At 56.5% G+C, this 23,015-nt stretch carries 21 protein-coding genes; 17 read left to right on the top strand and 4 right to left on the bottom strand.

What is annotated here, in order from left to right:
- Positions 1-92: 92 nt before the first annotated feature.
- From HKK53_RS21335 to HKK53_RS21345, 3 genes are all read left to right on the top strand, one after another.
- Positions 93-1,190: a tetratricopeptide repeat protein gene (locus HKK53_RS21335; RefSeq protein ID WP_169372470.1), complete on the top strand. Its 1,098-nt coding sequence runs from the start codon at positions 93-95 to the stop codon at positions 1,188-1,190.
- Positions 1,191-1,315: 125 nt separating this feature from the next.
- Positions 1,316-1,768, top strand: a complete 453-nt coding sequence (locus HKK53_RS21340) for a lysozyme inhibitor LprI family protein (protein WP_169372471.1) — start codon at positions 1,316-1,318, stop codon at positions 1,766-1,768.
- A gap of 289 nt (positions 1,769-2,057) precedes the next feature.
- The gene (locus tag HKK53_RS21345; protein WP_169372472.1) at positions 2,058-3,290 is read left to right on the top strand and encodes a tetratricopeptide repeat protein; all 1,233 of its coding nucleotides are present in this window, start codon (positions 2,058-2,060) and stop codon (positions 3,288-3,290) included.
- Between the two features lie 51 nt (positions 3,291-3,341).
- Here the strand turns inward: HKK53_RS21345 and HKK53_RS21350 are convergent, their stop codons facing one another.
- Positions 3,342-3,731, bottom strand: coding sequence for a DUF6124 family protein (locus HKK53_RS21350; RefSeq protein ID WP_169372473.1), 390 nt, complete (start codon positions 3,729-3,731; stop codon positions 3,342-3,344).
- Between the two features lie 394 nt (positions 3,732-4,125).
- On the opposite strand from HKK53_RS21350, the gene HKK53_RS21355 reads away from it, so the two are divergent.
- The 14 genes from HKK53_RS21355 (at position 4,126) to HKK53_RS21420 (ending at position 18,385) form a co-directional block, all read left to right on the top strand.
- Positions 4,126-5,403: a hypothetical protein gene (locus HKK53_RS21355; protein WP_169374273.1), complete on the top strand. Its 1,278-nt coding sequence runs from the start codon at positions 4,126-4,128 to the stop codon at positions 5,401-5,403.
- Positions 5,387-6,229, top strand: a complete 843-nt coding sequence (locus HKK53_RS21360; protein ID WP_169372474.1) for a hypothetical protein — start codon at positions 5,387-5,389, stop codon at positions 6,227-6,229. The genes HKK53_RS21355 and HKK53_RS21360 overlap by 17 nt, the downstream gene beginning before the upstream one ends.
- Before the next feature lie 85 nt (positions 6,230-6,314).
- The gene (locus HKK53_RS21365; protein WP_169372475.1) at positions 6,315-6,800 is read left to right on the top strand and encodes a cell division protein; all 486 of its coding nucleotides are present in this window, start codon (positions 6,315-6,317) and stop codon (positions 6,798-6,800) included.
- Complete coding sequence (locus HKK53_RS21370; RefSeq protein WP_169372476.1) at positions 6,793-8,235, top strand: TIGR01777 family oxidoreductase; 1,443 nt, start codon at positions 6,793-6,795, stop codon at positions 8,233-8,235. The genes HKK53_RS21365 and HKK53_RS21370 overlap by 8 nt, the downstream gene beginning before the upstream one ends.
- A 9-nt stretch (positions 8,236-8,244) precedes the next feature.
- Positions 8,245-10,680, top strand: coding sequence for an alpha/beta fold hydrolase (locus tag HKK53_RS21375; protein ID WP_169372477.1), 2,436 nt, complete (start codon positions 8,245-8,247; stop codon positions 10,678-10,680).
- Positions 10,681-10,687: 7 nt separating this feature from the next.
- Positions 10,688-12,076: a tetratricopeptide repeat protein gene (locus tag HKK53_RS21380; protein WP_169372478.1), complete on the top strand. Its 1,389-nt coding sequence runs from the start codon at positions 10,688-10,690 to the stop codon at positions 12,074-12,076.
- Positions 12,073-12,351, top strand: coding sequence for a hypothetical protein (locus tag HKK53_RS21385; RefSeq protein ID WP_169372479.1), 279 nt, complete (start codon positions 12,073-12,075; stop codon positions 12,349-12,351). The genes HKK53_RS21380 and HKK53_RS21385 overlap by 4 nt, the downstream gene beginning before the upstream one ends.
- 87 nt (positions 12,352-12,438) lie before the next feature.
- Entirely contained in the window at positions 12,439-12,921 is a 483-nt protein-coding gene (locus tag HKK53_RS21390; RefSeq protein ID WP_169372480.1) for a hypothetical protein, read from the top strand.
- Positions 12,922-12,972: 51 nt separating this feature from the next.
- Positions 12,973-13,527, top strand: coding sequence for a hypothetical protein (locus tag HKK53_RS21395; protein WP_169372481.1), 555 nt, complete (start codon positions 12,973-12,975; stop codon positions 13,525-13,527).
- Entirely contained in the window at positions 13,514-13,999 is a 486-nt protein-coding gene (locus HKK53_RS21400) for a hypothetical protein (RefSeq protein WP_311201393.1), read from the top strand. The genes HKK53_RS21395 and HKK53_RS21400 overlap by 14 nt, the downstream gene beginning before the upstream one ends.
- Positions 13,996-15,717, top strand: a complete 1,722-nt coding sequence (locus tag HKK53_RS32680; protein WP_237150589.1) for a tetratricopeptide repeat protein — start codon at positions 13,996-13,998, stop codon at positions 15,715-15,717. Before HKK53_RS21400 ends, HKK53_RS32680 begins: the two co-directional genes overlap by 4 nt.
- The gene (locus HKK53_RS21410; protein WP_169372482.1) at positions 15,714-16,313 is read left to right on the top strand and encodes a lysozyme inhibitor LprI family protein; all 600 of its coding nucleotides are present in this window, start codon (positions 15,714-15,716) and stop codon (positions 16,311-16,313) included. Before HKK53_RS32680 ends, HKK53_RS21410 begins: the two co-directional genes overlap by 4 nt.
- Before the next feature lie 163 nt (positions 16,314-16,476).
- Positions 16,477-16,863, top strand: coding sequence for a helicase (locus HKK53_RS21415; RefSeq protein WP_169372483.1), 387 nt, complete (start codon positions 16,477-16,479; stop codon positions 16,861-16,863).
- Positions 16,864-17,008: 145 nt separating this feature from the next.
- Positions 17,009-18,385 (top strand): hypothetical protein, encoded by a 1,377-nt coding sequence (locus tag HKK53_RS21420; RefSeq protein WP_169372484.1) that lies wholly within the window; start codon positions 17,009-17,011, stop codon positions 18,383-18,385.
- Positions 18,386-18,474: 89 nt separating this feature from the next.
- Here the strand turns inward: HKK53_RS21420 and HKK53_RS21425 are convergent, their stop codons facing one another.
- From HKK53_RS21425 to HKK53_RS21435, 3 genes are all read right to left on the bottom strand, one after another.
- The gene (locus tag HKK53_RS21425; RefSeq protein ID WP_169372485.1) at positions 18,475-19,875 is read right to left on the bottom strand and encodes an aminoacyl-tRNA deacylase and HDOD domain-containing protein; all 1,401 of its coding nucleotides are present in this window, start codon (positions 19,873-19,875) and stop codon (positions 18,475-18,477) included.
- A 78-nt stretch (positions 19,876-19,953) separates the two neighbouring features.
- Entirely contained in the window at positions 19,954-22,029 is a 2,076-nt protein-coding gene (recG, locus tag HKK53_RS21430) for an ATP-dependent DNA helicase RecG (RefSeq protein ID WP_169372486.1), read from the bottom strand.
- Positions 22,030-22,038: 9 nt separating this feature from the next.
- On the bottom strand, positions 22,039-22,968 hold the full coding sequence (locus HKK53_RS21435) for a hydrogen peroxide-inducible genes activator (RefSeq protein ID WP_123408680.1): 930 nt from the start codon (positions 22,966-22,968) through the stop codon (positions 22,039-22,041).
- Positions 22,969-23,015: the final 47 nt, after the last annotated feature.

Raw genomic sequence — 23,015 nt, forward strand, 5'->3', positions numbered from 1 at the left:
AAAATAACTTAGGTTGTTAATTTGCATACTCCTGAAACAAGCTATATCAATCGTCGGAATAATTTTACCGCCATATATCAGGAGATTGGGCAGTGAGTAGTCTATTTAGAAAAGTTAGAGTCGTGTTCATTTTGTTTTTTATGCTCGGCAATTCGTTGGCGTGGGCTGCCCAGGATTCAGATGCGCTTTCAGAATGGAAGGTGATAAAAGAGTTTGATGTCGAGTTGATTTCAAATTTAAATCGGCAAAAACTGTTGGTTTTGGATGGAGGTGACAGTTCTGGCAGAATTTTGGCTCTTGTTGCTGAAAAGGATGGAAAGCAATCCATTATAAGCAAAGCTCCCTTTGCGCTGCCAAATATAAAAAATGATTACTCTCCAGCAAGTTTCGACGGGTTCGACGTTTCTGTGGTCCACGGTGCAGAAAAATTAGTTAGTATTACAGGTGTGCAGGGGGAGGATACACTTTATAATTATGCGCCTTCCAAGTCTGGCGATATAGTTAATTTAGCTACAAAGGAAGATGGTAATGCTGAGTCTAATTTTAATATACAGTTTCAATATGATGCATTGTTGAAAAAAGTTGTGGTGACTAAAGTTCTTTTGGTCAATAGTAATAGTGAGTGTGACAGGTCAGTAATGAGCGTTTATGCGCTACCTTTAAATAAATTGATGTCTGTACCATTTGAGCAGTTCGATGGCGCTAAAGCGTTTGAATATCTAAAAAAATTGCGTTTGGATGTTAATGCCGCACAAATTAATAGTGAAAAACTATTTTCAGTCTCCGTGATATCAAACTTTGAAAAGGCGTTAGCAGCATTTAAGGTTGGAGATAAAGAAAAGCTTAAAGAGTTAGTGGGAGCTATGTTGGCTGAAGGTGGTTCAAGTGATAGTTGTGCTCCGGATTCTTATATAGTGGAAAAATATTACTACCCACGCATGGCGGGGTGGTCGAACGATGTTGGCTTCTTATTTTCTGAGGCTGGTTATTATGCTGAAGCAATTGAGTTATTAAAAATGGTTGTTTCGGGAGCTCCAGATAGAGCGGTCGCGTATTTGAATTTAGCAGATGCCTACTGGGGAGCAAGTTTTAAAGAACTCTCTGCGGAAAATTACAAAAAATACAGTGCCTTGATGCAGCAATCTGGAAGATCTACGAAGATCCCGAAAAGGGTTGGAGAGCGGAGCTGATGTTCGAAAGTGAAATGCGAGGTATATTTTTTAGGCTGAAAAGGGACAGACTTATTATTGGATAGACTGAGTTTCTAGCCTTCGATAAATAATCTGTCTCTGTGAAATTCGCGGCATGAGTCGACTTGGCAAAGAACCAATTGCCTGAACAAATCATCGGCAGGATGGCTATGAAATCGCTTTTGTTATTTGTTTACTTGGTTTGTCCAGTCTTTGTTTTTGCAAGTGAAAATATTTGTGGCGGTGTTGCATCAACTTTGGAATTTAATTTATGTGTTAAACAGGAAAAGAATTCTGCTGATTCGAAGCTGAATGTAAGCTACAAACGGCTTATAGCTAGGGTGAACGCTCAATATCAAAGAGATGCTGAGCTGGGAGCGAAATTTTTGGTTAAGTTGAAAGCTTCGCAATTGGCTTGGTTGAAGATGCGGGACACTAATTGCGCTATAGAAGCTTTTGAGTATGATGAGGCGATGCCAGCTTATGAGGTGACAGTGAACATCTGCGTCGCCAAAATGAGTCTCGATCGATCTAATTATTTAGATGGTACCTTTCCAGATAACTACAACACCCCTTAGAAAAAGTGATTCGGAAATTAAAAGGCGCAGAATTATTTGTGGGTCAGGCTGATCATTTGTATATTGAGAAATAAATATATTTCCTTTTTAGTGAGAATTTACAAATAATTCGGGGTAATACATGGTAGGTACGAAGTCAATCGCGTTAGGGGCCTTTCTAGTTTTATTCGCTGGACAGGTTTTGGCCGATGCTCGAAATCTTAATTGCGATCCAGACTCAAACGTTTGTACTGTTACCTCGGTTGATAATTATTGTGGCTTGGGAGAAACGGCTAAGACCAGATGGGATATGCGTTCTGATAAGTATGTGCTCAGTTGCGAATGTAACTGTACATCGCAAGAAAATACCTTTTGGCTTATCAACCAGTCTGACGACTCGTCTGTTGTCCTGGTTGATGCGAGTCAAATATTAACTCCTGCAGAGTTTGAAAAAAACAAGGCAGGAGTGTCAGATATCTTTGGCTTGGTACCTTATTGTTCAATATCGTCAGAGTCTCAAGGGGAGCTGGTTAGATTGCGCAAAATACCAAGTGCCCCTCAACCTTATTGTTACGTGGTTGATGATTCAGGGATGCCGAATTCGTGCGACACCGCTGACTGTAAAACAAAAAAAGAACTCGTTCAGCGACTTGAGTTAAGTATCAAAACTGAAGCGTTAATCGAGTTTAAGAACGCTACGGCTCGACTTTATCTTGATGAAAAGCATTTTCGCGGCTTCCCCAAGCGCTCATTTGTTGAGCGTTATATAAAGCTCAATGGTTATTCTAAGTCTGATCAGCAGCTTTACAATGATATTGCTTACTACTGGCAGCAAGCTGGGTTTAACGAGGATTCTATTTGGTTACTTGAAAAAGTGATCTCTAATAGTCCTGAGCGTGCAGTTGCGTATCTCAATCTGGCTGACGCCTATTGGGGCCGAGATGAAAAGCGGATTGCGTTGGGACATTACAAGAAATACTCGGAATTAATGGAGTTGTCGGGCAAGAAGCAAAAAATCCCGAAGCGCGTTAAGGAACGAAGCGAGGAGTTGGAGAGTGTGTCCGCTAACGCCGCGCCTTCCGCTCTGAAAGTATCACCCTCATTGCCCGCTGCCATGGTCGCCGCCATCGAATTGGAAAATCATATGTCGGCGCAGGAGCTTCGCCTGATACCAAACGGTTCGGTGAGTTGGAAGGGGAGTGTTGTCGGGGCGGTGGCGTATGAAGACTCGAAAGGTAGTTGTTCGATTTATACCTATCAGGGCGGTGTTCTGGGCGAGGTGTTTTCGAACGTGCCCTGCAAGTTTAAAGGCCCGCCGAAGCTGAAATCCGACAGGAAAGCTGCGCTGCCGGATGTTGTGTACGAGTTGGAGGTTTTCCTGCCCAACCGTGGCGCGATGGTGAACCACATCGTGGCGCTGTATTTCGATGCTGAGAAAAACGCTTTTTGCTCAAGCAGCGAGCTAGCTGATTGGTATCTGTCGAAGGGGAAAAACATGATGCCTGATCTTCAGGATGGTACGTGTGAGGTTGGGGCTGGCTGATCGTATTACGCCGCAGCAAGAAGGGGACATTAAGTCCCCTTCGTACTTTTACTACGCGGCGGCCCGATGTCCCTCAGGATCTGGCGAATCAATTTGATCCAGCGCTCGCTCCACCAACAAATGCACTCCGTCCGCCAGTCGGCTCAACGCCAAGGCTACCGAGCGGCGTGAGCCTTCCACGTCATCCGCCAGGTCTGCAGCGATGGCGCTGATGGACAGCAGGTCTTCGGACGCGTTGGCCAGGAGGGTTTCGGTGTGGAGTTCGGGGCTGACGTTGAACAGGGCACCTTTGCGGGGCCTGGTTTTGGGTTTCGCGTCGGGTTTCGGGCCGAGGTGGTAGTCGAGGGCGCGTTCGGCGGCTTCGTGGAGTTTTCTGGAATCGTGGGATTCGTAGGGGGATGTGGATAAGTCGTCTGGGGGATTCGGTGTTGGCTTGATCATCGATGTATCTCCTGGAATTTAAGAGACTGACACCGTTTCGCTTTGCACTTCGAAAGAGGTGGCAGTTGTGCGTTGGTGTGCAAGACCGGTCCAGGAACCCGGCAGACCCGAGGGTCTCCGACGCACAACCGCCATAACGATCCGCGAGCATAAGAAAACGCTCGATGAATTGCCATTATCGATTGTGCACCTGGATCGGACTTGCACGTCCGAGTCACCGATTTGGCGGTGACGAACAAAGATTATCGGCATGAACACCGTCCGCCTAGTTCACGAACACCCCTACGTATTGAAGGAAAAATCCGATGGTGTTGCAGTCAATGTCAGCGGATGATCGACCGTTTTTAAACATGACCCCCGAACAGGTTAAACAAAGGCTTTTTGAGTGATCGACATGGATTGTTTTTTGAAACAGCGCGGCTTCGGCGCAGCGCTGAAGGCTGCTTTTGTACTGAGCCTGTTCCTGGGCAGCGTGCATGCATTCGCTAAAAACTCACCTTGCCCGTTCGAAGTCCCGCAAACAGATCTGAAGGTCGCGAGCTGCGCTGAAGAAGGGGGCGTGAACATCCTGAAACTCGTGCCCCGCAACAACCCCGAGTCGACCAATGTCTTCGATAACCTGCCCACCTTCATCGTCTCCGGGAAAAACCTGCAGGACATTTTGGCGGTTGTCGGAATCGACAGTGCGCGGCGTTACAACAAGCTGATCGAAGTGCCTCACGCTGAAGAACTCCAGGAATTTTCGGACGCTGCGCCCACCGCCAAAGCGTTAATGCAGCAGCAAGGCTGGGCGCTGTTGGACATGAAAAACGTTATCTACCCTGGCCCGGATGATGTTGAGGGGTTCTCATTAGTCTGCAACACACTTCAAGCAGAAACAGCCCAGGGTTTTGTCGTGGTTTCGCAGTGCAACACCTTTTATGAAGAGGGTGTCTCGAGCCTGAAAAAACTCCTCGCCGGAATCACCTGCGACCTCCCAAAAAGTGAAGCATCCCCAGCACTCAACACCGATTCAGGCGCTATCGTTTTCAACTACATCAAACTCCCCGAAAACGAATCCCAAGACCCCGACGAAAAAGCCATCGACATCGATTTCGTAAATTGCGCCGACGGTAAAAAGACGAACATCGGCGGCCTGCCATTTCTGGCGGCCACCGGGCGCGTACAAGCGGCTTTCTTCGCTCAGGCCAAACCCGACGCCGAGCCGATGCTGTTCGTCATTCATGCCGTCGGAATCAGAGCCGATACCGGCGTTAATTATTTGGGCGAGTACTATACCGTTCACGCGTATTCCCCTACGGCGAAGGGCTATGTGAGGGATGAGCAACTGTCGAACTACTTCGGCAATGGCGGCGATATCGTGCGCGATTTCGACTCCGAAGAATTGGTCTACACGTTCCCCTATAAAACCGCCGATGCCATCGTCGCCAAACTCAATTCCGCCGCTTATAAACACTGGGCAGCGGGAGACAAAGTAACGCTCACGATCAACAAGAAAACCTCCATCTACAGTTCGCCGGTTTTAGCCGACGTGACGAAGATGTATTTGATCCAGGGTGATTCGGTGTTGCAGGAAGGGGTTGAGGCGGGTTGGGTCAAGATCCTGTTCAAAACCCCCAAGGGCAAATCCATTCGGGGTTGGGTGCAATGCGGTGATGCCGGTGGTTGCTGATCGATATTTCAAGGAACGGGGCGCAGTAAAACAGATGAAAAACTTAATCCTGGTGTTGCTGGCAGGCTGTTTTATTACGATGGCGAACGCTGCCGATTTTCAACGCGTGACCGTACAACCCCAAGGCGAGCAGAAAGTAGTGGGGCCGTGCATTGGCGATCACAGCACGTTGCAGCTGAAAAATGACGTCATCAGCGTCATTGCGCAGAACGGTGAAAGTTACAGCCTGAATGCCGATGGGCAAACCGAAGCGCTTGATGCTTACTTCGGTTCGGACGCTGATTCAGGGCTGTGCGTCATGGCCATCAAGTATGCCGAGAACGAGGTGAATGAAAGTTTTTCGCTGTTCGTCTTTGATCCGCAGCAGAACCGTTTCAAGCCTTCCGCCGTCAAGACCATCACCAACCCGGAATTTACCAATAATCAAATCATCAGCTACTACAAGGACGGACCCACGAATTACACCGATACCTTATGTTTTGAGAGCAAGGATTACTTCCCTTGCGAGAAACGCGAGTGGTTTGCGGAGCGCCTCGGCAAGCAGCAAATGTGTGAGGGTGAAGACGCTTGTGCAGTGCCCGACATCATCAGCGAAGCAACGGGTCAGCCGGTTGACGCAACTATTGCCAGTGCAAAGGTTTACTTGCTGAACAAGAACGATGAAGCGGTTTTTACTCAGCGAAAGGCCTATCTGGTACGCGGCGACAGCGTAACGTTGAATGACTATGTTCGGAGCGACGAGGGTTTGTACTTTCAGGTGACGTTTATCGGCAAGGTCAAGACGGTCGGCTGGGTGCCGGCGAAGTCGCTCAACATTGAGTATTAACAGGCTCGCCACTGCCATTAATAAATAAATCTGTCCCCAATTTCCTTTAGACTTGCCCCCCTCAAGGAAGCCCTCAGGACACGGAATGCCAGTCCCCTCAAATACCCTTCGCCAAGCCCTGGTTGCTTGGCTATCCGCCGCCGCGCTGGTGCATCTGCTGGTCAGTATCGTGCTGACCTGGGTCGGCCCTTCGGGATGGCTCGACGTCTACCTGCAAAACGTCGACTACGCCTTCTGGACGGACCTGCCACCGCGCGCTGCCCGCGAGCAGCAACTGTGGTGGCTCGCCGTGTTCGGCGCCACGCTGCAAAGCTATTCGCTCTACATGCTCGGTCTCGTGCGCATCGGCAATCGCCTGAAAAGTCCCATGGCCTGGGGCTGGTTGATCGCCGGCATTGTGCTGTGGGCGCCGCAAGACATGTGGTTCTCCCTGACGGCGCAGCTGTGGGTGAACCTGTGGATCGACGGCTTCGCGCTACTGACTTTATTGCCGCCGCTGATCTGGCTCTATCGCCACGACCGCCGCACCGCCTCTTCAAACACCCCACCGAGTGACACTGACCATGCCTGATTTTTCTCTTCTGGATTGGGCGGTAGCGCTGCTGATTGCCCAGGCGATTCTGGGTGCACTGGATACGATCTATCACCACGAACTGACCGTCGCGCTGCCGTATCGGCACAGTGCGCGGCTGGAGTTGTCGATCCATGCGCTGCGCTCGTGTTTCTACGGGGTTCTGTTCCTGGGCATGGCGCATCTGGCGTTCCAGGGCACGTGGGCGATTGTGATTGCGCTGCTGTTTGCCCTGGAAATTTGCCTGACGCTGTGGGATTTCGTGGTCGAGGACCGCAGCCGCAAACTGCCGGCCATCGAGCGGATCATGCACACCGTGCTGGCGGTGAATGGCGGGGCGTTTTTTGCGCTGTACGGCGTGCAACTGGCGCAGTGGGCGAGCCTGCCGACAGGGCTGACCGCGATTGATTTCGGCTGGCGTGGTTGGTTGTTGACGTTGTTTGCGATTGGCGTGACGGCTTCGGGGATTCGCGATGGTTTGGCGGCGTTGCGCATGCAGCGCGAAGGCAAACCGTCGAACCCGTTCGCGGGTGGCACTTACAAGCGCGTGCTGGTGACCGGTGGCACCGGGTTTATCGGCGAAGTGCTGGTCAATCAACTGCTCGACGCAGGTCATACGGTCAGTGTGTTGGCGCGCGATCCGTTGAAAGCGGCGTACCTGTTTGATGGTCGCGCCCGGTGCGTGCGTTCGCTGAGCAAACTCGGCTACAACGAGACGTTCGACGTGGTGATCAACCTCGCGGGCGCGCCGGTTGCCGGGCCGCGCTGGAGTGAGAAACGCCAGGCGCAATTGATCGCCAGTCGAGTCAATACCACCGAAGCGCTGATGACCTGGCTGAAGAACGCCAAGCATAAACCAGCGCTGTGGGTGCAGGCCTCGGCCATCGGTTTCTACGGCGTGCGCGATGCCAGCGAAAGCCTGGATGAAGGCGCGAGCAAGGGCGACGGTTTCATGGCCGAGTTATGCGCCCAGTGGGAAGCCGCCGCGCAACCGGCTACCGAGTTCGGCGTGCGTCAGGTAGTGCTGCGTTTGGGTGTGGTGTTCGGCCCGGGCGGCGCGTTGTTGCCGTTGCTGATTCCGTTTCGCCTGGGTTTCGGCGGGCGTATGGGCGATGGGCAGCAGATCATGAGTTGGGTGCATCGCGACGATGTGATTCAAGTGATCGCCCGTGCTTTCGAAGACGACAGTTTGAGCGGCACGTACAACCTGGTGGCGCCGGATGCGGTGAGTCAGGCCGTGTTTGCCAGCCGCGTCGGTAAAGCCCTGAAGCGCCCGGTGTGGTTCCACATTCCCGCCGCGCCCGTACGCGTACTGGCCGGCGAGATGGCGCAGTTGTTTTTCGATGGGCAACGGGTGGTGCCGAGCCGATTGACCGAGGCCGGCTACACCTTCCGTTACCCGACCCTCGACGCTGCCCTGCGCGACCTGACCTGAGGATTGTCCATGAGCAAGCCTGTGATGTACCTGCTGGCCGGCAACGGTAGCGCCGCCGAATGGTGGGATGACGCGCTGCCGCACCTTCAGCGCTACCACGTGGTGCCGCTGGAACTGCCGGGGTTCGGCAACAATCCACGGGCGCCGTGCGAAGACCTTACGGCGTACGCTCAAGCGTTGCTGGCGATGACGGTTGAAGGCAGCGCGATCATGGCGGTCGGGGTCAATGCGCTGCTGGTGTTGCACGCGCTGCAACGTCAGCCGGGGCACTTTTGCCGCAGCGTGTTGCTGGCGCCGGTCGGCGCATTTTTGTGGCAGCGACGGTTGCCGGCGTTGATGTCGCCGCTGCCGATTCGCAAGACCATTCACTGGTTGCTGTCCAACAAACCCGCCGTGTTCGCGCACAAGTTCTCCAACCAGACCTGGACGCCCGCGCAGTACCAGCGCATGGGCGCCGGATACGCACGCTGCCGCGCGTTTGTGCCGCACTGGGACCTGGTGCGCGCCGACACGGCGTTGCCGCTGTTGGAGTGGATCACCGACCCGGTCGAGCTGGTGTGGGGCGATCAGGACAACGTGCTCGGCATCGCGCAAGCTGCCGCGTGGTCGGCGATTCTGGCTCGCGCAGATCTGACGATCTGCCTGAAAACCGGCTGGGGCCATTACCCGTGGATCGACGCGCCGGCCGAGTTCGCCGCGTGGCTGGAATCGGGTGAATGCGGATTCGTCGCGCACACCAAGGGCGGTCGCTTGCGTCTGGCCGAATTGGCCGGGCAAGCGGTGCCGCCGGCGCTGTCGCTCAACGATTGCGATGATCCGCGTTTGCCGGCGTTTCTTGCCAGCCAGCCGGAGGCCACTTGGGCTGTGCGCTCTTCCAGTTACGGCGAGGATCAGGCCGATGCGGCGAATGCCGGGTTGAGCACCACGTTCCTGCGCGAACCGACGTCCAACGTGCCGGCGCGCATTGCCGAATTAAGCACGGCGGGCGTGGAAGAAGTGGTGGTGCAGCGCTTCATCACGCCCAAGGTGTCCGGGATCGGGTTTGTGCGGCATCTGTCGGTGGAACTGGAGTGGGTTGAAGGTCATCTCGAGTCGTTGGCCGACGGTCAGGTCAGCCCCGAGCGCGCGATCATTTCCCGCCTCGGCGATTCGTGGAGCAGTGACACGTTCAAGCCCTCCCATGGCCTGACGGCGGATCTGTTGTGGCGCTTTCTGCAAGGCGTGTTGCGGGTCTTTCACTATGTGCCCGGCGACGTCGAATGGGCTTGGGATGGCCAGCAACTCTGGTTGCTGCAATACCGGCCGATCAGCGATTACGGCTGGCGTCGGCACCTGACCGCCGCCAACATCGCCGAGATTCTGCCGCCACAACCGAGTGTTTTTGTGGAGTACGCGCAGCGACGTGCGGCGGCGAGTATTCCGGCGATCATGGCGCGTTGGGATTCGCGGGTGCTGCAGGATAACGAGCCGTTTACCGCGGTGTTTGGCGGCGCTTCGTACATCAATAACGACCTGTTTCTCGCGCGGCTGGCCGACTGGGGCATTTCCGCCAGCAGCTATGCCGGTGAAGTCGGCGGCGCGACACCGCACTTGCCGTGGCGACCGCTGCGAATGCTGCGTTCGTTGCCGTTGTTCCTGCGCATGCAGCGCATCGCGCGCGGGCATTTGCTGAAGTTGGAACAGCGCTTGCGCCGCTTCGACGACGAACTGTCCGGACTGATCGCCCAAGGCGCTGACGGCCAACAACTGGCCGACTGGTTCACCCGGTTCTATGTGTTCGTGGTTCAAGGCAACCTATGCATCGCCACCTCGCTGGCCAGCAGCGGCGGCGATCTGCTGGGCCGGCCGCCGACAGCGTATGACGACCTTGAAAACAGCCCGCATCGACTGCCCTGGGAAACTGATCCCGCCACGCCACGCCCGGCGCCGACCGATCTGCCGTTGCAAGCCTTCCCGCAATGGTCGGGGCTTATTCGTGTAGCCCATTCGACCGGACTGCCGGGGCTGCGCGGTTACTACCTGCAAGTGCGCGAGTGGTATCGCGACAACCTGATGCGGGTGTTCTTCCGCCTGCATCACGCCATGCCGATGGCGGATCGAATGCATTGGTTCGCGCCGCATCCAGACATTCGCAGCCGCGACGGCAGCTTCTGGCAGGACGGGCGCGAAGGCGCCGAACAGGCGACGGGTTTCATGATTTATCCGGGGCAGGTACAAGGCATTCTCGGCGACGACATTTTGCTCGAAGACACCCTGGACCCCGGCCGCCACGCGCACTACCAGGCGGCGCGAGCGGTGATTGCGCGCATGGGCGGGCGCTTGTCCCACGGCTCGACCTTGTTGCGTGAACTGCGCAAACCTTCGGCGGTGTTGCCTCAAGTCGACGTGGCGTGGCTGGGGTGTGAGGTGTTGTATCGCGATGGTGAGCTGACGTTGGTGAAGTGATTTTTTGATGAAAAGGTATTCTCTAGTGGCGGGTTTGAAGCGTGGGTGCCTGGTGTGGTTGGCGCTGGTGATGTCGTCGGCGGCGTTCGCGGCGGAGTCGGGTGCGGTGCAATGCCCCAGCGCCAATTTTGCGGAGTTCGTCACCGCGTTTACGGCGAATGTGGACACGCAGCCAGCCTTTGTCGCTTCGCCGGTAATAGAGCTGTCGGTGGTCTCCACCGGGTCGAAACCCCGGGTGGTGCAACGGCAGGTGCCGACGCTGGCGCCGCGATCGTTGACCGAGCTGTCGGCGGATTACATCGCGAAATCCGGGCTGAGTTTGCAGGTTCAGTTGCCCAACTATGTGTTCGTCCGCGACCGCAAAGGCGAAGTGCTGAAGGTCTTCACGTTCAAGTTCGGCGACTGCTGGAAATTGGTGCGGGTCGAAGACTGGTCGCTGGAAAAGGTGCTGTCCGAGCAACAAGGGGAACTGCGCGCTGCGCCGGGTGCCCGCGCCCTCAAGCGAGGGGCGCTGTATGACAAGCTGACGAACGAGTCGGGGTATCCGGCCGATGTGCAATTGTATGTTTCGTCCCTGGACAGTTACCTGGACGGTGCCGCCCAAGGTAACGACCAGGCTGCTTATGCGGCCGCGTCGGTCAGCCTCTCGGGACAGGCGCCGCGCCTGGACAACAGCAAAATTCTCGAGCTTTATACGCAAGGTTCCCGAACGCTCGCCCAGGCCAGCCATGCGCTGTCCGGGTTTTATTGCGACGAAGGCGAGTACGGCGACCCGCGCCCTTGCGCCGACCCGGCCAAATCCCTGGCGGCGCTGAAAAGGTCTGCCGCGCAAGGTGCGCCCTATGCGCTCAACGACCTTGGCAGTGCCTTTCAGCGTGGCACCCTGGGCATTCAGGATTCGCAACGGGCACTGGCCTGTTACTTGGCGGCGGCCAACATGGGGCAGGAAGATTCACGCACCCACGCAGAGCAGTTGAGCGCTCAAGGCATACAGGTTGACCCGGCCAAGCCCTGCCTGATGCCGGAACCGGTCGAGCAAGCCCAGGCGTTGGCTTGCCCTTCGCAGGATTTCTCAGTGTTTTTAGCCGACTTCATGGAAAGCACGGCCAGTCAAAAAGCCTTCACCCGTGTCCCGATGAAGAAGCTGATTACGGTGGATGCAGAGCCCGAGCCGCAGCAGGTCAGCACGTTGCTGGATCGCAGTGAACTGGTATTTCCGCTGATCCTCGAGGCGAAGGCGCGCGAGATGCAAGGGCTGACGCTAGAGATCGTGGACAAGAGCGACACGTCGGCGACGGTGAAACTGCAAAAGCCGGATACGGGTTATCAGGTGATTTACCGGTTCAGTTTTGAGGGGTGTTGGGGACTGGATGAAGTGCAGGATTTTTCGATTTGAAGGCGGGTTATTTCAAGGGATTTGAAGTGAAAAGATGCCTGCTGTTGGTGATTGGCGTGCTGCCGTTGACGGCTCAGTGCGAGGTGATGTCGGAAATCTATTGTTTTGGGACAGGTGAGTCGAGCCCGGTGAATTTCGAGCTGCGAACCTATTACGACGAAACGAACAAATGGCACGGAGGGTTTGTTAAGTACGCTTCCTCCGGTGTGGCGATTCCTCTGGTTTTAACCGACAGCGAATCTGAAGAAGTGAGCCCGGACAGGCCATGGCGGTAAGGAATACGGATTTTTTTATGCACCCACTGAAGTCTCTTTGGAGAAAGGTTGCCAATGGGAGTAATCGGATTGCTCAGGAGTTACAACATGAAAGGACTGTCGATTTTATTGGGCTGCATCCTGGCCGGTGCAACCTCTTTATCCTTCGCCGCCGAGCCATCCTTCAAAGTTTTCAAGGTCACCGAAGTGTTTGCCGGCCCAAACCACGCCCCGGTGCCGTACGAAAACAGCAACCAACGGATGGATAAAGATCGCGCACAAGCCCTCGCCGGCAAGGTCAATTTCGCCGGGCACTACGTTCTGCACCGGATGGGCTGTGGCGGCAGCACGATGTGTGTCGAGATGCTGGATGCGCAGACGGGCGAAATCGCCACGGGTCTGCCGAATGCCTACGACGGCAACGCGCTGGCGCTGTCCTACCGGCCCGACAGCAACTTGATCATCGTCTACGGCATCACCGTCGACACCGAAGAAGACCTGAAGGGTAAACAGCTGAAAAATCGCTACCGAACGCGCTATTACGAGTTTGTGAACAACGAATTCCGGCTGTTGAAAATCACCGACGCCTAAGCGATTCGGCAACGACTGGACAGGTTCGAAGAACGGACAAGGATGAAAGGGATGCAGCGCTTAATCAGGTTTTTCGCGGGTAGTGTTTCAGCGCTGTTCACACTGGCAGTTTTTGCCGCCCCATCGGATGCCTACATCCAACGCGATGTCATGCAATGCGGTGGCGTCGAAGTGGCAGTGGTTTCGTCTTGTCGGTCGGTGACGGTGCAGAACGATCAAGAACACCTGCTCCCGGTGTGCTCCGACCAGACCATTAACATCAACGGCAAAGTGCTCCGACGCCAAATCGGCCGGGTATCCCAATTGACCACCGCCGGCGCAACCACGCCGATGTTGGCCAATGTGGTGGTGGCGATGGATTGCCTCAAAGGAACCAAGGGCAGCCTGGTCGCCATTGGTGGCTACGGCGGTTGTAACGCTTGCCCGGAATGGCACGGTTATTACTCAACGGCGGGCAAGTTGGAAATGTATGCCTACAGCAATGCTTACCGGTCGTTTGGCTCCAAAGGCTCATCTGAAGCGTTGATCAAAGCCTACGGCGTGACCGCGAAAGACCTTCGCGAGGAAAGCCCGGCGGTAAAAAGGATTACTTATGGGCAGCCTTGATCGGGCGGGACGCAAGGGTGCGGGATTGGTCAAAACAAGGGAGTTGTCATTGAAAAAGTTATTGACGCTGATGTTGCTGGCCTTCCCCGCATTCGCTCACAGCGAAGTGGGAACGGAAATTGACTGTTTTAAATCCCTGGAAGGCAAAAACATAAAACTGGAGTTCAGGATCTACCGTGATGAGGCCGCCAAGTGGAGCGGGGCGGGGGCCAAGTATGGGACGTCTAAAGAGTCGATCCCGCTGGTGTTCAAACGTACCGAGCAAGAAGAAATGGCCGAGGGCCGGCCTCTTCAGTTCACCACTACATGGGTCGAAGTCGTGGGCGGCGCCGTCACGGGTGAATACGTCATGGTTCGCCAAGGTGCGCTGATTTACGGCATGTCCTACACCAATGCCAAAACCAAGAAACGGTTTGAGTTTGATCATCACCCGTTGATTGAGACTTCTGCTGAGAAGGGGTGTCAGTGGTGAAGCTGTTTACCTTGAAGATTTCAATGTTCTTGATGGTGTTATTGAGCTTTGGCGCGGGTGCTGCTGAGTCGGTTTTCTCGCACGCAACCCGCTGTGAGCCTTATGGCAAGGCGCCCGGCAGTTGTTCATTGGCCCTGGACGCTGACGGCTACATCTTAGATGCCAGCTCAGGAAAGCGACTGTTCGACGACGCGGAATATACCGGCGCGATGTTTACCAACTCGCTGTATCGATTCGGCAGGCAGTACATTCTGGACAGTGAGAATTACTCTTCCGCTAAATCTCGCCGTTGGGTGGTCTTCAGTTATGACGGCAAAGAAGTCGTCCTGAACCATCTCTATATTTTTTCCCAGGATATCTCGATGCAATCGGGCCCTTACTGGCATGGCTATGACTGCCGTGCGGTCAGCGCGAAGTTGGGCGCGCAGGCGGGGCGGGGACTCTTGGATTCGGCCACCGAAGCCCTTTGCAAAGACGTTGAAGCTAGCGTGGTAACGGTTGCGGATCAAACTCCGGCCTCTTCGAAGGCCGGTTCGCTGGCGGTCAGTGTGCCGGTGTACAGCGACGGACAACGCAATGGCGCGGCAACTTATGTGTTCGAGGGGACGGACGAGCCTGAGCTTTTGAAGTTGGCGTGTGATTCCGGCTGCGCGCTGCCCTTGAAAGAAACGGCTTCGCAAAGTACGGGCAAGGTCACGCAACCCAGTTCCAACTCGCCAACAGTGATCAAACAGCAACAGGCCAGTTTATTGGGTGACGCATCCCGTCAAAACGTATCTGTGCTGTCCGGTGATGTCGGGGCAGACTTCCGCCGCCTGCAGATCACACCTGAACACGGCGCCGGCAACGACATCCTGCTGGATACCACCAAAGCATTGCCGTTGATCAAGAGCCAATACTCCTCGGCCATGAGTGACATCTTCAGCGTCCACATCATCAACAACCCGGCTGGCGTGCTGAAGGTCATCGATCTGCAAGGTGACACCGTGTCGGTCAAGCAGTCCTCTGCCGAAGCCGGGAACGCCCTTGTACTGGTCAGCAGCGAAGAAGATAACGCCGTTTATAACTTCAACCTGGTGTTTCGCTACAACAAAAACTCCAGGCAGTTCGAGCTGAAAAACGTATTGCAGGTGGTCAACAACGAGTCCTGTGATCACTCGCTTGTCAGTGTTGAAGAAGTCCCCAAAAGCCTGATCGGAGAAATGTCTTTGGCATCTTTCGATGGCCGCAAGCTGTTTGAGCAGTTGTCTGAGTTGCGCATTCAAGCGGGCGGCGATTACAAAAAATTGATGATGACGGACGTCGCGGAACAGCTCGACAAGGCGTTGGCGCTGTATCGAAAAGGGCAGACCGGAGCGGTCTTGGAGGTGATGGGAAGCTTCCTGATGTACGACAACGCAGGTCAATGCGATCCGGACAACTACATCGCGCAAAAGTATGACTTTCCTCAGTTACCCGGCTGGTCTAACGACGTGGGGTTTCTATTGGGTGAAACAGGTTATTACCAAGAGTCCATCGAGTTGCTGGACGCCGTGATTGCCCGAAATCCCACGCGTACCGTGGCTTATCTGAACCTCGCGGACAGTTACTGGGGCCTGAAGAATAAAGCGCTGGCGGCGCAGGCTTACAAGAAATACGCCGCGTTGATGACCGACGCGGGCAAGGCGTTAAAGATTCCTGCGCGGGTGGCTGAGCGTAGCAGTGGAGTGGTGGAATGAACGGATGCAAGAAGGCGTTTGTGAATTTCGCAGGCGTGGTCCTGGCGGCGTCCATGTTCTCGGCTTTCGCCCAGCCGAACTGCAATGTCGACAGTTTTGAGACGCCGGATTGGTTGATCTGCAGTCAAGAAATCTTCGATTCACTCGACGCGGCATTGAACGATCAATACAAAAAAGCGCAGGCCAGCTTGGCCCCGGACAACAGGAAGTTGTTGGTTGATGTGCAGCGCAGTTGGGTGAAGTTCAAGGAGGAATACTGCGAAACGCTTTATCAAAAGGCTGAGGCGGGTGAGACGGCGGCACTCAAAAAGTGGTCCTGTTTGCTGCACACCACCAATGGCCGGTTGAACGAATTGATCTATTTGCAGACAGGAATGACCAACGATGGTTTCTACAACGCAACTCTGGCGATGGTGGGTAAGGACAAGGCCATGACGAAGGAGGCAGCGGCGGAACGTCTGGCAGGCGAGGTGCTGGTTGATCCGATTTGGCAGCACTACGTGGCAGGCCATTGTGAGATGGCTTACGGTCTGTTCCGAGAAGACCTGGATCTATGCGGGCAGCGGATGCGTTTTCAATTGCCGATCAATCGTTGATCGTGGACCGTGGAGGCGTTCATATCTTCAATTGAAAAGCGTGACTTGGCAGTCATTGACAGCAAAAACCGCATCATCTTCTGCAAACACAAGGCAATAGTGTCGATATCGTCTGAAGCCGCTACACTGCGCCGGCCGTTCATTTTTATTTGAGGCTGTGCGCATGAAATTTCGTTTTCTTCTGTGGATGCTGGGTTTGTTGATGGGTAAGGCCAGTCGGACTAATCCTGCGTTTCAACAGCAGTTGGGCGACAAGGAACTGGTGTTTCAGCTACAGACCCTGGACGGGAAAGTGGCGCGGCATTTCCGGGTGAAGGATCAGCGCATCACCAGCAAGTCCGGCATGTATGCCGAGCCGGCGTTTGCGATTGCCTTTAAAGACGCGGCGTATGGCTTTGCCACGATGCAGGCGAAGAACAAGCAGTTGGCGTTTATGACGGGGATTCAGGACAAGTCGATTCAGATCAAGGGCAACCCGGCGCTGGTGATCTGGTTCCAGGGGTTGACCAAGTATTTGAAGCCGAAAAAGAAGGTGGTAGCCAATCGTTAAGTAGCAAAGCGACGGCTCAAAAAGCCAGTGATATGGCTTTAAAAGACGGCTGATCTGTTATTTCTGACAGGCGTTTTTATGTATGTCTCCGTGCTTCACTGGGGTCGATGTCCCTTGCCGGACCTACCCACGATGGAGCGCGGTTATGAATCAGTCAAAAGTTAAAGCAGCAGGAACCCTCGACCCTGCTTTTGGACATGATGGTGTAGTTTCGACGCCATTTCATGATGTTGTTGGCAGCATCCCAGGCGCAATCCTTCCTCTCCCCGGGAACCAGTTGCTCGTCGCTTTGGGTACAACGATCAATCAGGAATCGCCGGCGAAAGTGGCTCGGCTGCATGAAGACGGTTCACTCGATACGTCGTTTGGCCGTCACGGTATTGTCGAAATCCCTTTCGCTGACGGTACCTGGTTTTCGCCGAGTAATTTGCGTCCACAGGCCAATGGCGGATGGCTGATCACCGGTATGGCGGAGCATCCGGTTCGCGGGGAGGAGCTCGCTGTGGTACGGCAGCTTCAGGATGGTCGTCTGGACACCTCCTTCGGTGAGAAAAAAGATGGCAAGGTCCTGATCAATATCTATGAGCTTCTGGGGCCGAAAGCAGGGGCGGGCGCCAAGCTTATGGCCCAGCGTCAGGCCGGCAATTACGCTGTAAAAGTCTCCGAAGGAGCGCAGGACGCCGGTGTTTCTGTGGTCAGCCAGGTGGATGGCAAAATTCTCTTGGTCAGTACTGTGATGTTTGCCTTCAACTATTCCAGAGGGATTGTGCTGCGATTGAATCAGGACGGCTCTCTGGATGAAACTTTTGCCGGGAAAGGCTTCTTGCTGGTCGAAGAGAAAAAAATCAGCCATTACTGGAATTACGCTTCCGGCGTGGCGGTTCAGGAGGACGGTAAAGTACTGGTGTGTGGGGATTTTGCTAGGGAAAGCGAAGGTGAATGGCCCGACGCCTATGTGATTCGATATGACCAGAATGGCAACGTTGATAAAGACTATGGCGACAACAAAGACGGGGTTGTGACGATTGTCGATAAGGATCAGTGGCTTGATCTTGGCTCAATGACCTTGCGCCCGGACGGCGGAATTATCGCGACAGGTTCGGCAGAGGCGGACCGCAAGCGTAAAGGACTGATTGTTGTTTTGAATCCCAGTGGCAGCTTCAACATCGTCTTCAATAACGGACGTCCTCTGATCTCCGAGTTTCCGGAGCATGGGGCGTCGTGGCGACGGAGTGCTTTCCAGAAGGATCAGCAAGGGAACGTGATCGCCATTATTGTGGCAGGACAAGCAGGTAGCGGTTCTCTGGGGGATAAGAGCGCATTGATCGCAGCGCGCTACCGGCTTGACGGCACATTGGATCCTGCATTTGGAGAGGGTGGCTGGGTTGAGTTCAACGATGAGAGAGCGATCGATATCTTCCGGGGAAGTGTGGTGATGCCAGACAACAAGATTGTGGTGTGCGGTTATGTTGCCTTTGGTCCGCAGCCGTTGCCGGGGAATATCCTGCGTTATCTGGGGTAGGGCATTAGATCGAGTTGGATTCTTCGCGGGCAAGCCTTGCTCCTACAGGATTAGGTGATCCGTAGGAGCGAGGCTTGCCCGCGAAGCTTTCAGGCCTGGGTGAATTGCGAGGCGAGTTCGCGCAGCAGCACTTCGGCTTCAAGCACTTTGCTGACCACGTCGTTGGCCTTGTCGCGAGTCAAACCTACGCGCTCCAGCAGCGCATCGGGGATGTCTTCATCCGGCCCCGAGCCAATCCCGCGACTGCGTAGCAAACGCACGGCCAGGCACACCAGGTTCGGGTACTCGGCATACGCGCCGTCATAACCCGGGTCGTGCTGGAAGCGTAGCGCGGTGGCCAGCTCATCCGGCATATCCCAATAACGCATCAACCAGGAACCGATCTGTTCGCGGCTGATGCCCAGCAAGTGTTGCTCGACATAGCTGTGGCACAGGTGCGGGTTGACCTCCAGGTGGCGGCAGATCAGCGAGAAGTGCGGCGGGAAGACGTGGGCCAGCAGCAGGTAGCCGAAGTTGTGCAGCAGCCCGGCGAGGTAGGTCAGGCCGGCTTCCGGGCGCTGGGCCCGGGGCATGGCGCGGGTCAGGCCTTCGATGACGGCGGCGGTGTAGATCGATTGCTGCCAGTACGGCGTGGTGTGTTGCGGGTGGTCTTTCGGCAGGCTCAAGGTCTTGCCGAGGGCCAGGCCCAGGGCCAGGTTGATCACCAGGTCGAAGCCGAGCACACGGACGATCGCATCTTCCACCGAACGAATCTTGCCCGGCGAGGCGTAGTACGGCGACGCGGCCCAGCTCACGACTTGCGCGGCCAGGGCCGGGTCGGTTTCGACGACGCCGGTGATGTCGTCGATGGTGGCGTTGGGGTCGACCCGCAGTTTGATGATTTTCTGCGCGGTTTCGGCCAGCGGTGGAATTTCGATGGTGGCTTCCAGGCGTTGCTGGATGCGTCGCGCGGTGAACGCCTGAACGGCCTGGGTGATTTCCTCGCGGTCATCATCGGGGCGGTCGAGGTTCGGGCGGATGCTGGTCAGGGCTTCGCCGAAATTGGCGGCACTGGCCTTGGTCAGCATGCTCTTGAAGGCTTCGCTGGTGATTTCCAGCAACACATTCGGCTCGCCGGAGTTGATCAGCAACTTTGGTTCGCGCAGCAGGCTTTCTTCGTACAGGCAGGGCGAACTGGTCAGCGCCGGCAGGCCGGGCAGCAGGCTCAGGCTGTGTTTGCCGAGCATCTTCTCCAGGCGTTCGGTCGAGACGGCAGTCAGTCGGCGGCCCGTCAGTTCGGCGAGGCGATTGAGGTCCAGCAACTGACTCTGCGGGAACAGCACCATGAGCGCGCCGACCGCATCATCCAGCAAAACCGCCTGCACTTTACGCGCGGCGTTGAGGCCGTGATGGTCGAGGACTTCTTCGTAGGCGATGCCCAACTTGCCGAGCAGTAGCCGAATTACAGACGGAGCGTGCGGGGTTTCGGGGACGAGGGCAGCGTCAGTCATGGTCTGTATCCGTTTGCAAACAATGGCAGGAGTATAACCACCTTGTTTAAACCCATGGTCCAGAAACTGCGACAGTGCTCACACTTGGCCGTATTGCTGCCCGTGGCGCAGCCAGCGATCGAGTAACGGGCTGACATGATCGGGCCAGCGTTCCAGCAGCGCCTGCGCCGCATCGCGCACGGCCGGCAGTAGATCGGCGTCGCGCATCAGGTCCGCGACCTTGAATTGCAGGAGCCCGGTCTGGCGCGTGCCGAGCATTTCACCGGGGCCGCGCAGTTCGAGGTCTTTTTCGGCGATGACAAAACCGTCGTTGGTTTCGCGCATGATGCCCAGGCGTTGGCGACCGATCTGTGACAGCGGCGGATGATAAAGCAGCACACAGTGACTGGCGGCGCTGCCCCGACCGACACGACCGCGCAACTGGTGCAGTTGCGCCAGACCGAGGCGTTCGGGGTTTTCGATGATCATCAGGCTGGCGTTGGGCACGTCCACGCCGACTTCGATCACCGTGGTGGCGACCAGCAGTTGCAGGTTGCCGGCCTTGAATTCGGCCATGACCGCGGCTTTCTCGACAGGCTTCATGCGCCCGTGAATCAACCCGACCTTCAACTCGCCGAGGGCGGCAGTGAGGTCTTCGTAAGTGGTTTCTGCGGCCTGGCAGGTCAGCTCTTCGGATTCTTCGATCAGCGTGCAGACCCAATACGCCTGCCGCCCTTCGGCGCAGGCACCGCGCACCCGCTCGATGACTTCGACGCGCCGGGTATCGGTGACCAGCACGGTGTTGACCGGAGTTCGACCGGGCGGCAGTTCGTCGAGGATAGAAGTATCAAGGTCGGCGTAAGCGCTCATGGCCAGCGTCCGTGGAATCGGCGTGGCGGTCATGATCAGTTGATGCGGACACATCCGTCCGCCAACGCCTTTCTGCCGCAGCGCCAGACGCTGCTGGACGCCGAAGCGGTGTTGTTCGTCGATGATCGCCAGGGCCAGGTTCTTGAACTGCACTTCTTCCTGGAACAAGGCGTGGGTGCCGACCACCATCGGCGCACCGTTGGCGATCTGCTCGAGCGCGGCGACGCGGTTCTTGCCCTTGAGCTTGCCGGCCAGCCACGCGACTTCGATGCCCAGCGGTTCGAGCCAGCGCTTGAAGGTGATGAAGTGCTGCTCGGCGAGGATCTCGGTCGGCGCCATCAAGGCAACCTGATAACCCGCCTCCAGCGCTTGCAACGCGGCCAGGGCGGCGACCACGGTCTTGCCGGCGCCGACGTCGCCCTGGATCAGGCGCAGCATCGGTTCGTGCTGACTGAGGTCGTAGGCGATTTCGTTGCCGACCCGTTGCTGGGCGCCAGTCGGCGTGAAGCCGAGATTGGCCAGGTACTTGGCTGGCAGCTTGGTGGCTTTGGGCATCGCCGGCGCGCGCAGGGAACGCATGCTTTCGCGCAGACGCTGCTGGGACAGTTGATGGGTCAGCAGTTCTTCGAAAGCCAAGCGATGCTGGGCCCAGTGATGGCCGAGGGCGAGTTCGTCGACGTCGGCATCGGCGGGCGGGTGATGCAGGTAGCGGATCGCGTCGGCCAGCGGCGCCAGTTGATAGTCCCGGGCCAGTTCGGTCGGCAGCCAGTCGGGCAGGCTGCTGGGGCCGAGCAGGGTCAGGGTTTGCATGCACAGTTGGCGCAGACGCTGTTGGGTCAGGCCTTCGGTCAGCGGGTAAACCGGGGTCAGGGTTTCATCCACGGGCGGCGGTTCGTCACCGGTGATGGCGCGGTATTCCGGGTGGTAGATTTCCAGTCCCGACGCCCCGGGCCGTGCTTCGCCGTAGCAGCGAATCCGCGTGCCGCGTTTCAGGCCTTCTTTCTGGGCGTTGCTGAAATGGTAGAAGCGCAGGCTGAGGCCGCCGGTGCCATCTTGAATCCGCACCACGAGGCTGCGACGACGGCCCATGACCACGTCGGCGCCGCTGACGGTGCCTTCGATCACGGCATCCTGACCGGGTCGCAAGTGACCGATCGGGACCACTCGGGTGCGGTCCTGATAGCGCAGCGGCAGGTGAAACAGCACGTCCTGGAGATTCTCCAGGCCGACCTTGGCCAATTTCTCGGCCATGGCTTCACCGACACCCTTGAGTGCCGTCACCGACACTTGCGACAACTCGGTCATGGCAGCGACTTAACCGGCCACCACCGGCGCTTGTGGCTTGGCCACCGAGCACAGGCGAATGGAGTCAGCGAGGATTTCAATCGCCTTCGGCCGCGGGAAGCTGGCGCGCCAGGCGATGGCCACGGTGCGGAACGGCACCGGCGGCGACAGTGGGCGCACGGCGATCACGCCTGGGGCGTAGTGGTGGCTGTCCACCGCCGACAGCGGCAGGATCGAAATGCCTAGGCCGGAGGCGACCATGTGGCGGATGGTTTCCAGGGAGCTGGACTCGACCGTGGTGTGTTTGGCGCCGTCATTGCCTTTGCCCAGGGTTGGGCAGGCTTCCAGCACTTGATCGCGGAAGCAGTGGCCTTCGCCGAGCAGCAGCAGGCTCTTGTCGTTGAGCAGGGCGGCGTCGATGGTTTCTTTCTGGGTCCACGGGTGCTGGGCTGGCATCAGGACGTAGAACGGCTCGTCGTAGAGCGGCAGGGTGAGCACGTCGGCTTCGTTGAACGGCAGGGCGATGATGATCGCGTCGAGCTCGCCGTTGCGCAGTTTGTCGCGCAGCACGTGGGTGAAGTTTTCTTCGATGTACAACGGCATCTGCGGGGCGACGCGGTGCAGTTGCGGGATCAGGTGCGGGAACAGGTACGGGCCGACGGTGTAGATCGCGCCGACTTTCAGCGGCGCGGTCAGCTGGTTCTTGCCGGCCTGGGCCAGTTCGCGAATGCCTTGGGCCTGCTCCAGGACTTTTTGCGCCTGGGCCACGATGCCTTCGCCGACCGGGGTCAGGCGCACGGCGCTCTTGCTGCGCTCGAAAATCAGCACACCGAGTTCGTCTTCAAGCTTTTTCACGCCCACCGACAGGGTCGGTTGGCTGACGTGGCAACGCTCGGCCGCGTGACCGAAGTGCTGCTCTTGGGCGAGGGTAACGATGTAGCGTAATTCTGTAAGAGTCATAGCGAGCGTCCATGAAGTTGCGGGCCAAGCATACCGGCTGCAATCGA

It is taken from the genome of Pseudomonas sp. ADAK7, assembly GCF_012935675.1.
In the GTDB taxonomy this organism is placed as follows: domain Bacteria; phylum Pseudomonadota; class Gammaproteobacteria; order Pseudomonadales; family Pseudomonadaceae; genus Aquipseudomonas.

Bases quoted from the DNA above. Each gene is read 5' to 3' on its own strand.
- HKK53_RS21345 (WP_169372472.1), top strand. From the start codon at position 2,058: ATGCGTTCTGATAAGTATGTGCTCAGTTGCGAATGTAACTGTACATCG.
- HKK53_RS21350 (WP_169372473.1), bottom strand. From the start codon at position 3,731: ATGATCAAGCCAACACCGAATCCCCCAGACGACTTATCCACATCCCCC.
- HKK53_RS21355 (WP_169374273.1), top strand. From the start codon at position 4,126: ATGGATTGTTTTTTGAAACAGCGCGGCTTCGGCGCAGCGCTGAAGGCT.
- HKK53_RS21360 (WP_169372474.1), top strand. From the start codon at position 5,387: ATGCCGGTGGTTGCTGATCGATATTTCAAGGAACGGGGCGCAGTAAAA.
- HKK53_RS21365 (WP_169372475.1), top strand. From the start codon at position 6,315: ATGCCAGTCCCCTCAAATACCCTTCGCCAAGCCCTGGTTGCTTGGCTA.
- HKK53_RS21370 (WP_169372476.1), top strand. From the start codon at position 6,793: ATGCCTGATTTTTCTCTTCTGGATTGGGCGGTAGCGCTGCTGATTGCC.
- HKK53_RS21375 (WP_169372477.1), top strand. From the start codon at position 8,245: ATGAGCAAGCCTGTGATGTACCTGCTGGCCGGCAACGGTAGCGCCGCC.
- HKK53_RS21380 (WP_169372478.1), top strand. From the start codon at position 10,688: ATGAAAAGGTATTCTCTAGTGGCGGGTTTGAAGCGTGGGTGCCTGGTG.
- HKK53_RS21390 (WP_169372480.1), top strand. From the start codon at position 12,439: ATGAAAGGACTGTCGATTTTATTGGGCTGCATCCTGGCCGGTGCAACC.
- HKK53_RS21395 (WP_169372481.1), top strand. From the start codon at position 12,973: ATGCAGCGCTTAATCAGGTTTTTCGCGGGTAGTGTTTCAGCGCTGTTC.
- HKK53_RS21400 (WP_311201393.1), top strand. From the start codon at position 13,514: ATGGGCAGCCTTGATCGGGCGGGACGCAAGGGTGCGGGATTGGTCAAA.
- HKK53_RS21410 (WP_169372482.1), top strand. From the start codon at position 15,714: ATGAACGGATGCAAGAAGGCGTTTGTGAATTTCGCAGGCGTGGTCCTG.
- HKK53_RS21415 (WP_169372483.1), top strand. From the start codon at position 16,477: ATGAAATTTCGTTTTCTTCTGTGGATGCTGGGTTTGTTGATGGGTAAG.
- HKK53_RS21420 (WP_169372484.1), top strand. From the start codon at position 17,009: ATGAATCAGTCAAAAGTTAAAGCAGCAGGAACCCTCGACCCTGCTTTT.
- HKK53_RS21425 (WP_169372485.1), bottom strand. From the start codon at position 19,875: ATGACTGACGCTGCCCTCGTCCCCGAAACCCCGCACGCTCCGTCTGTA.
- recG (WP_169372486.1), bottom strand. From the start codon at position 22,029: ATGACCGAGTTGTCGCAAGTGTCGGTGACGGCACTCAAGGGTGTCGGT.
- HKK53_RS21435 (WP_123408680.1), bottom strand. From the start codon at position 22,968: ATGACTCTTACAGAATTACGCTACATCGTTACCCTCGCCCAAGAGCAG.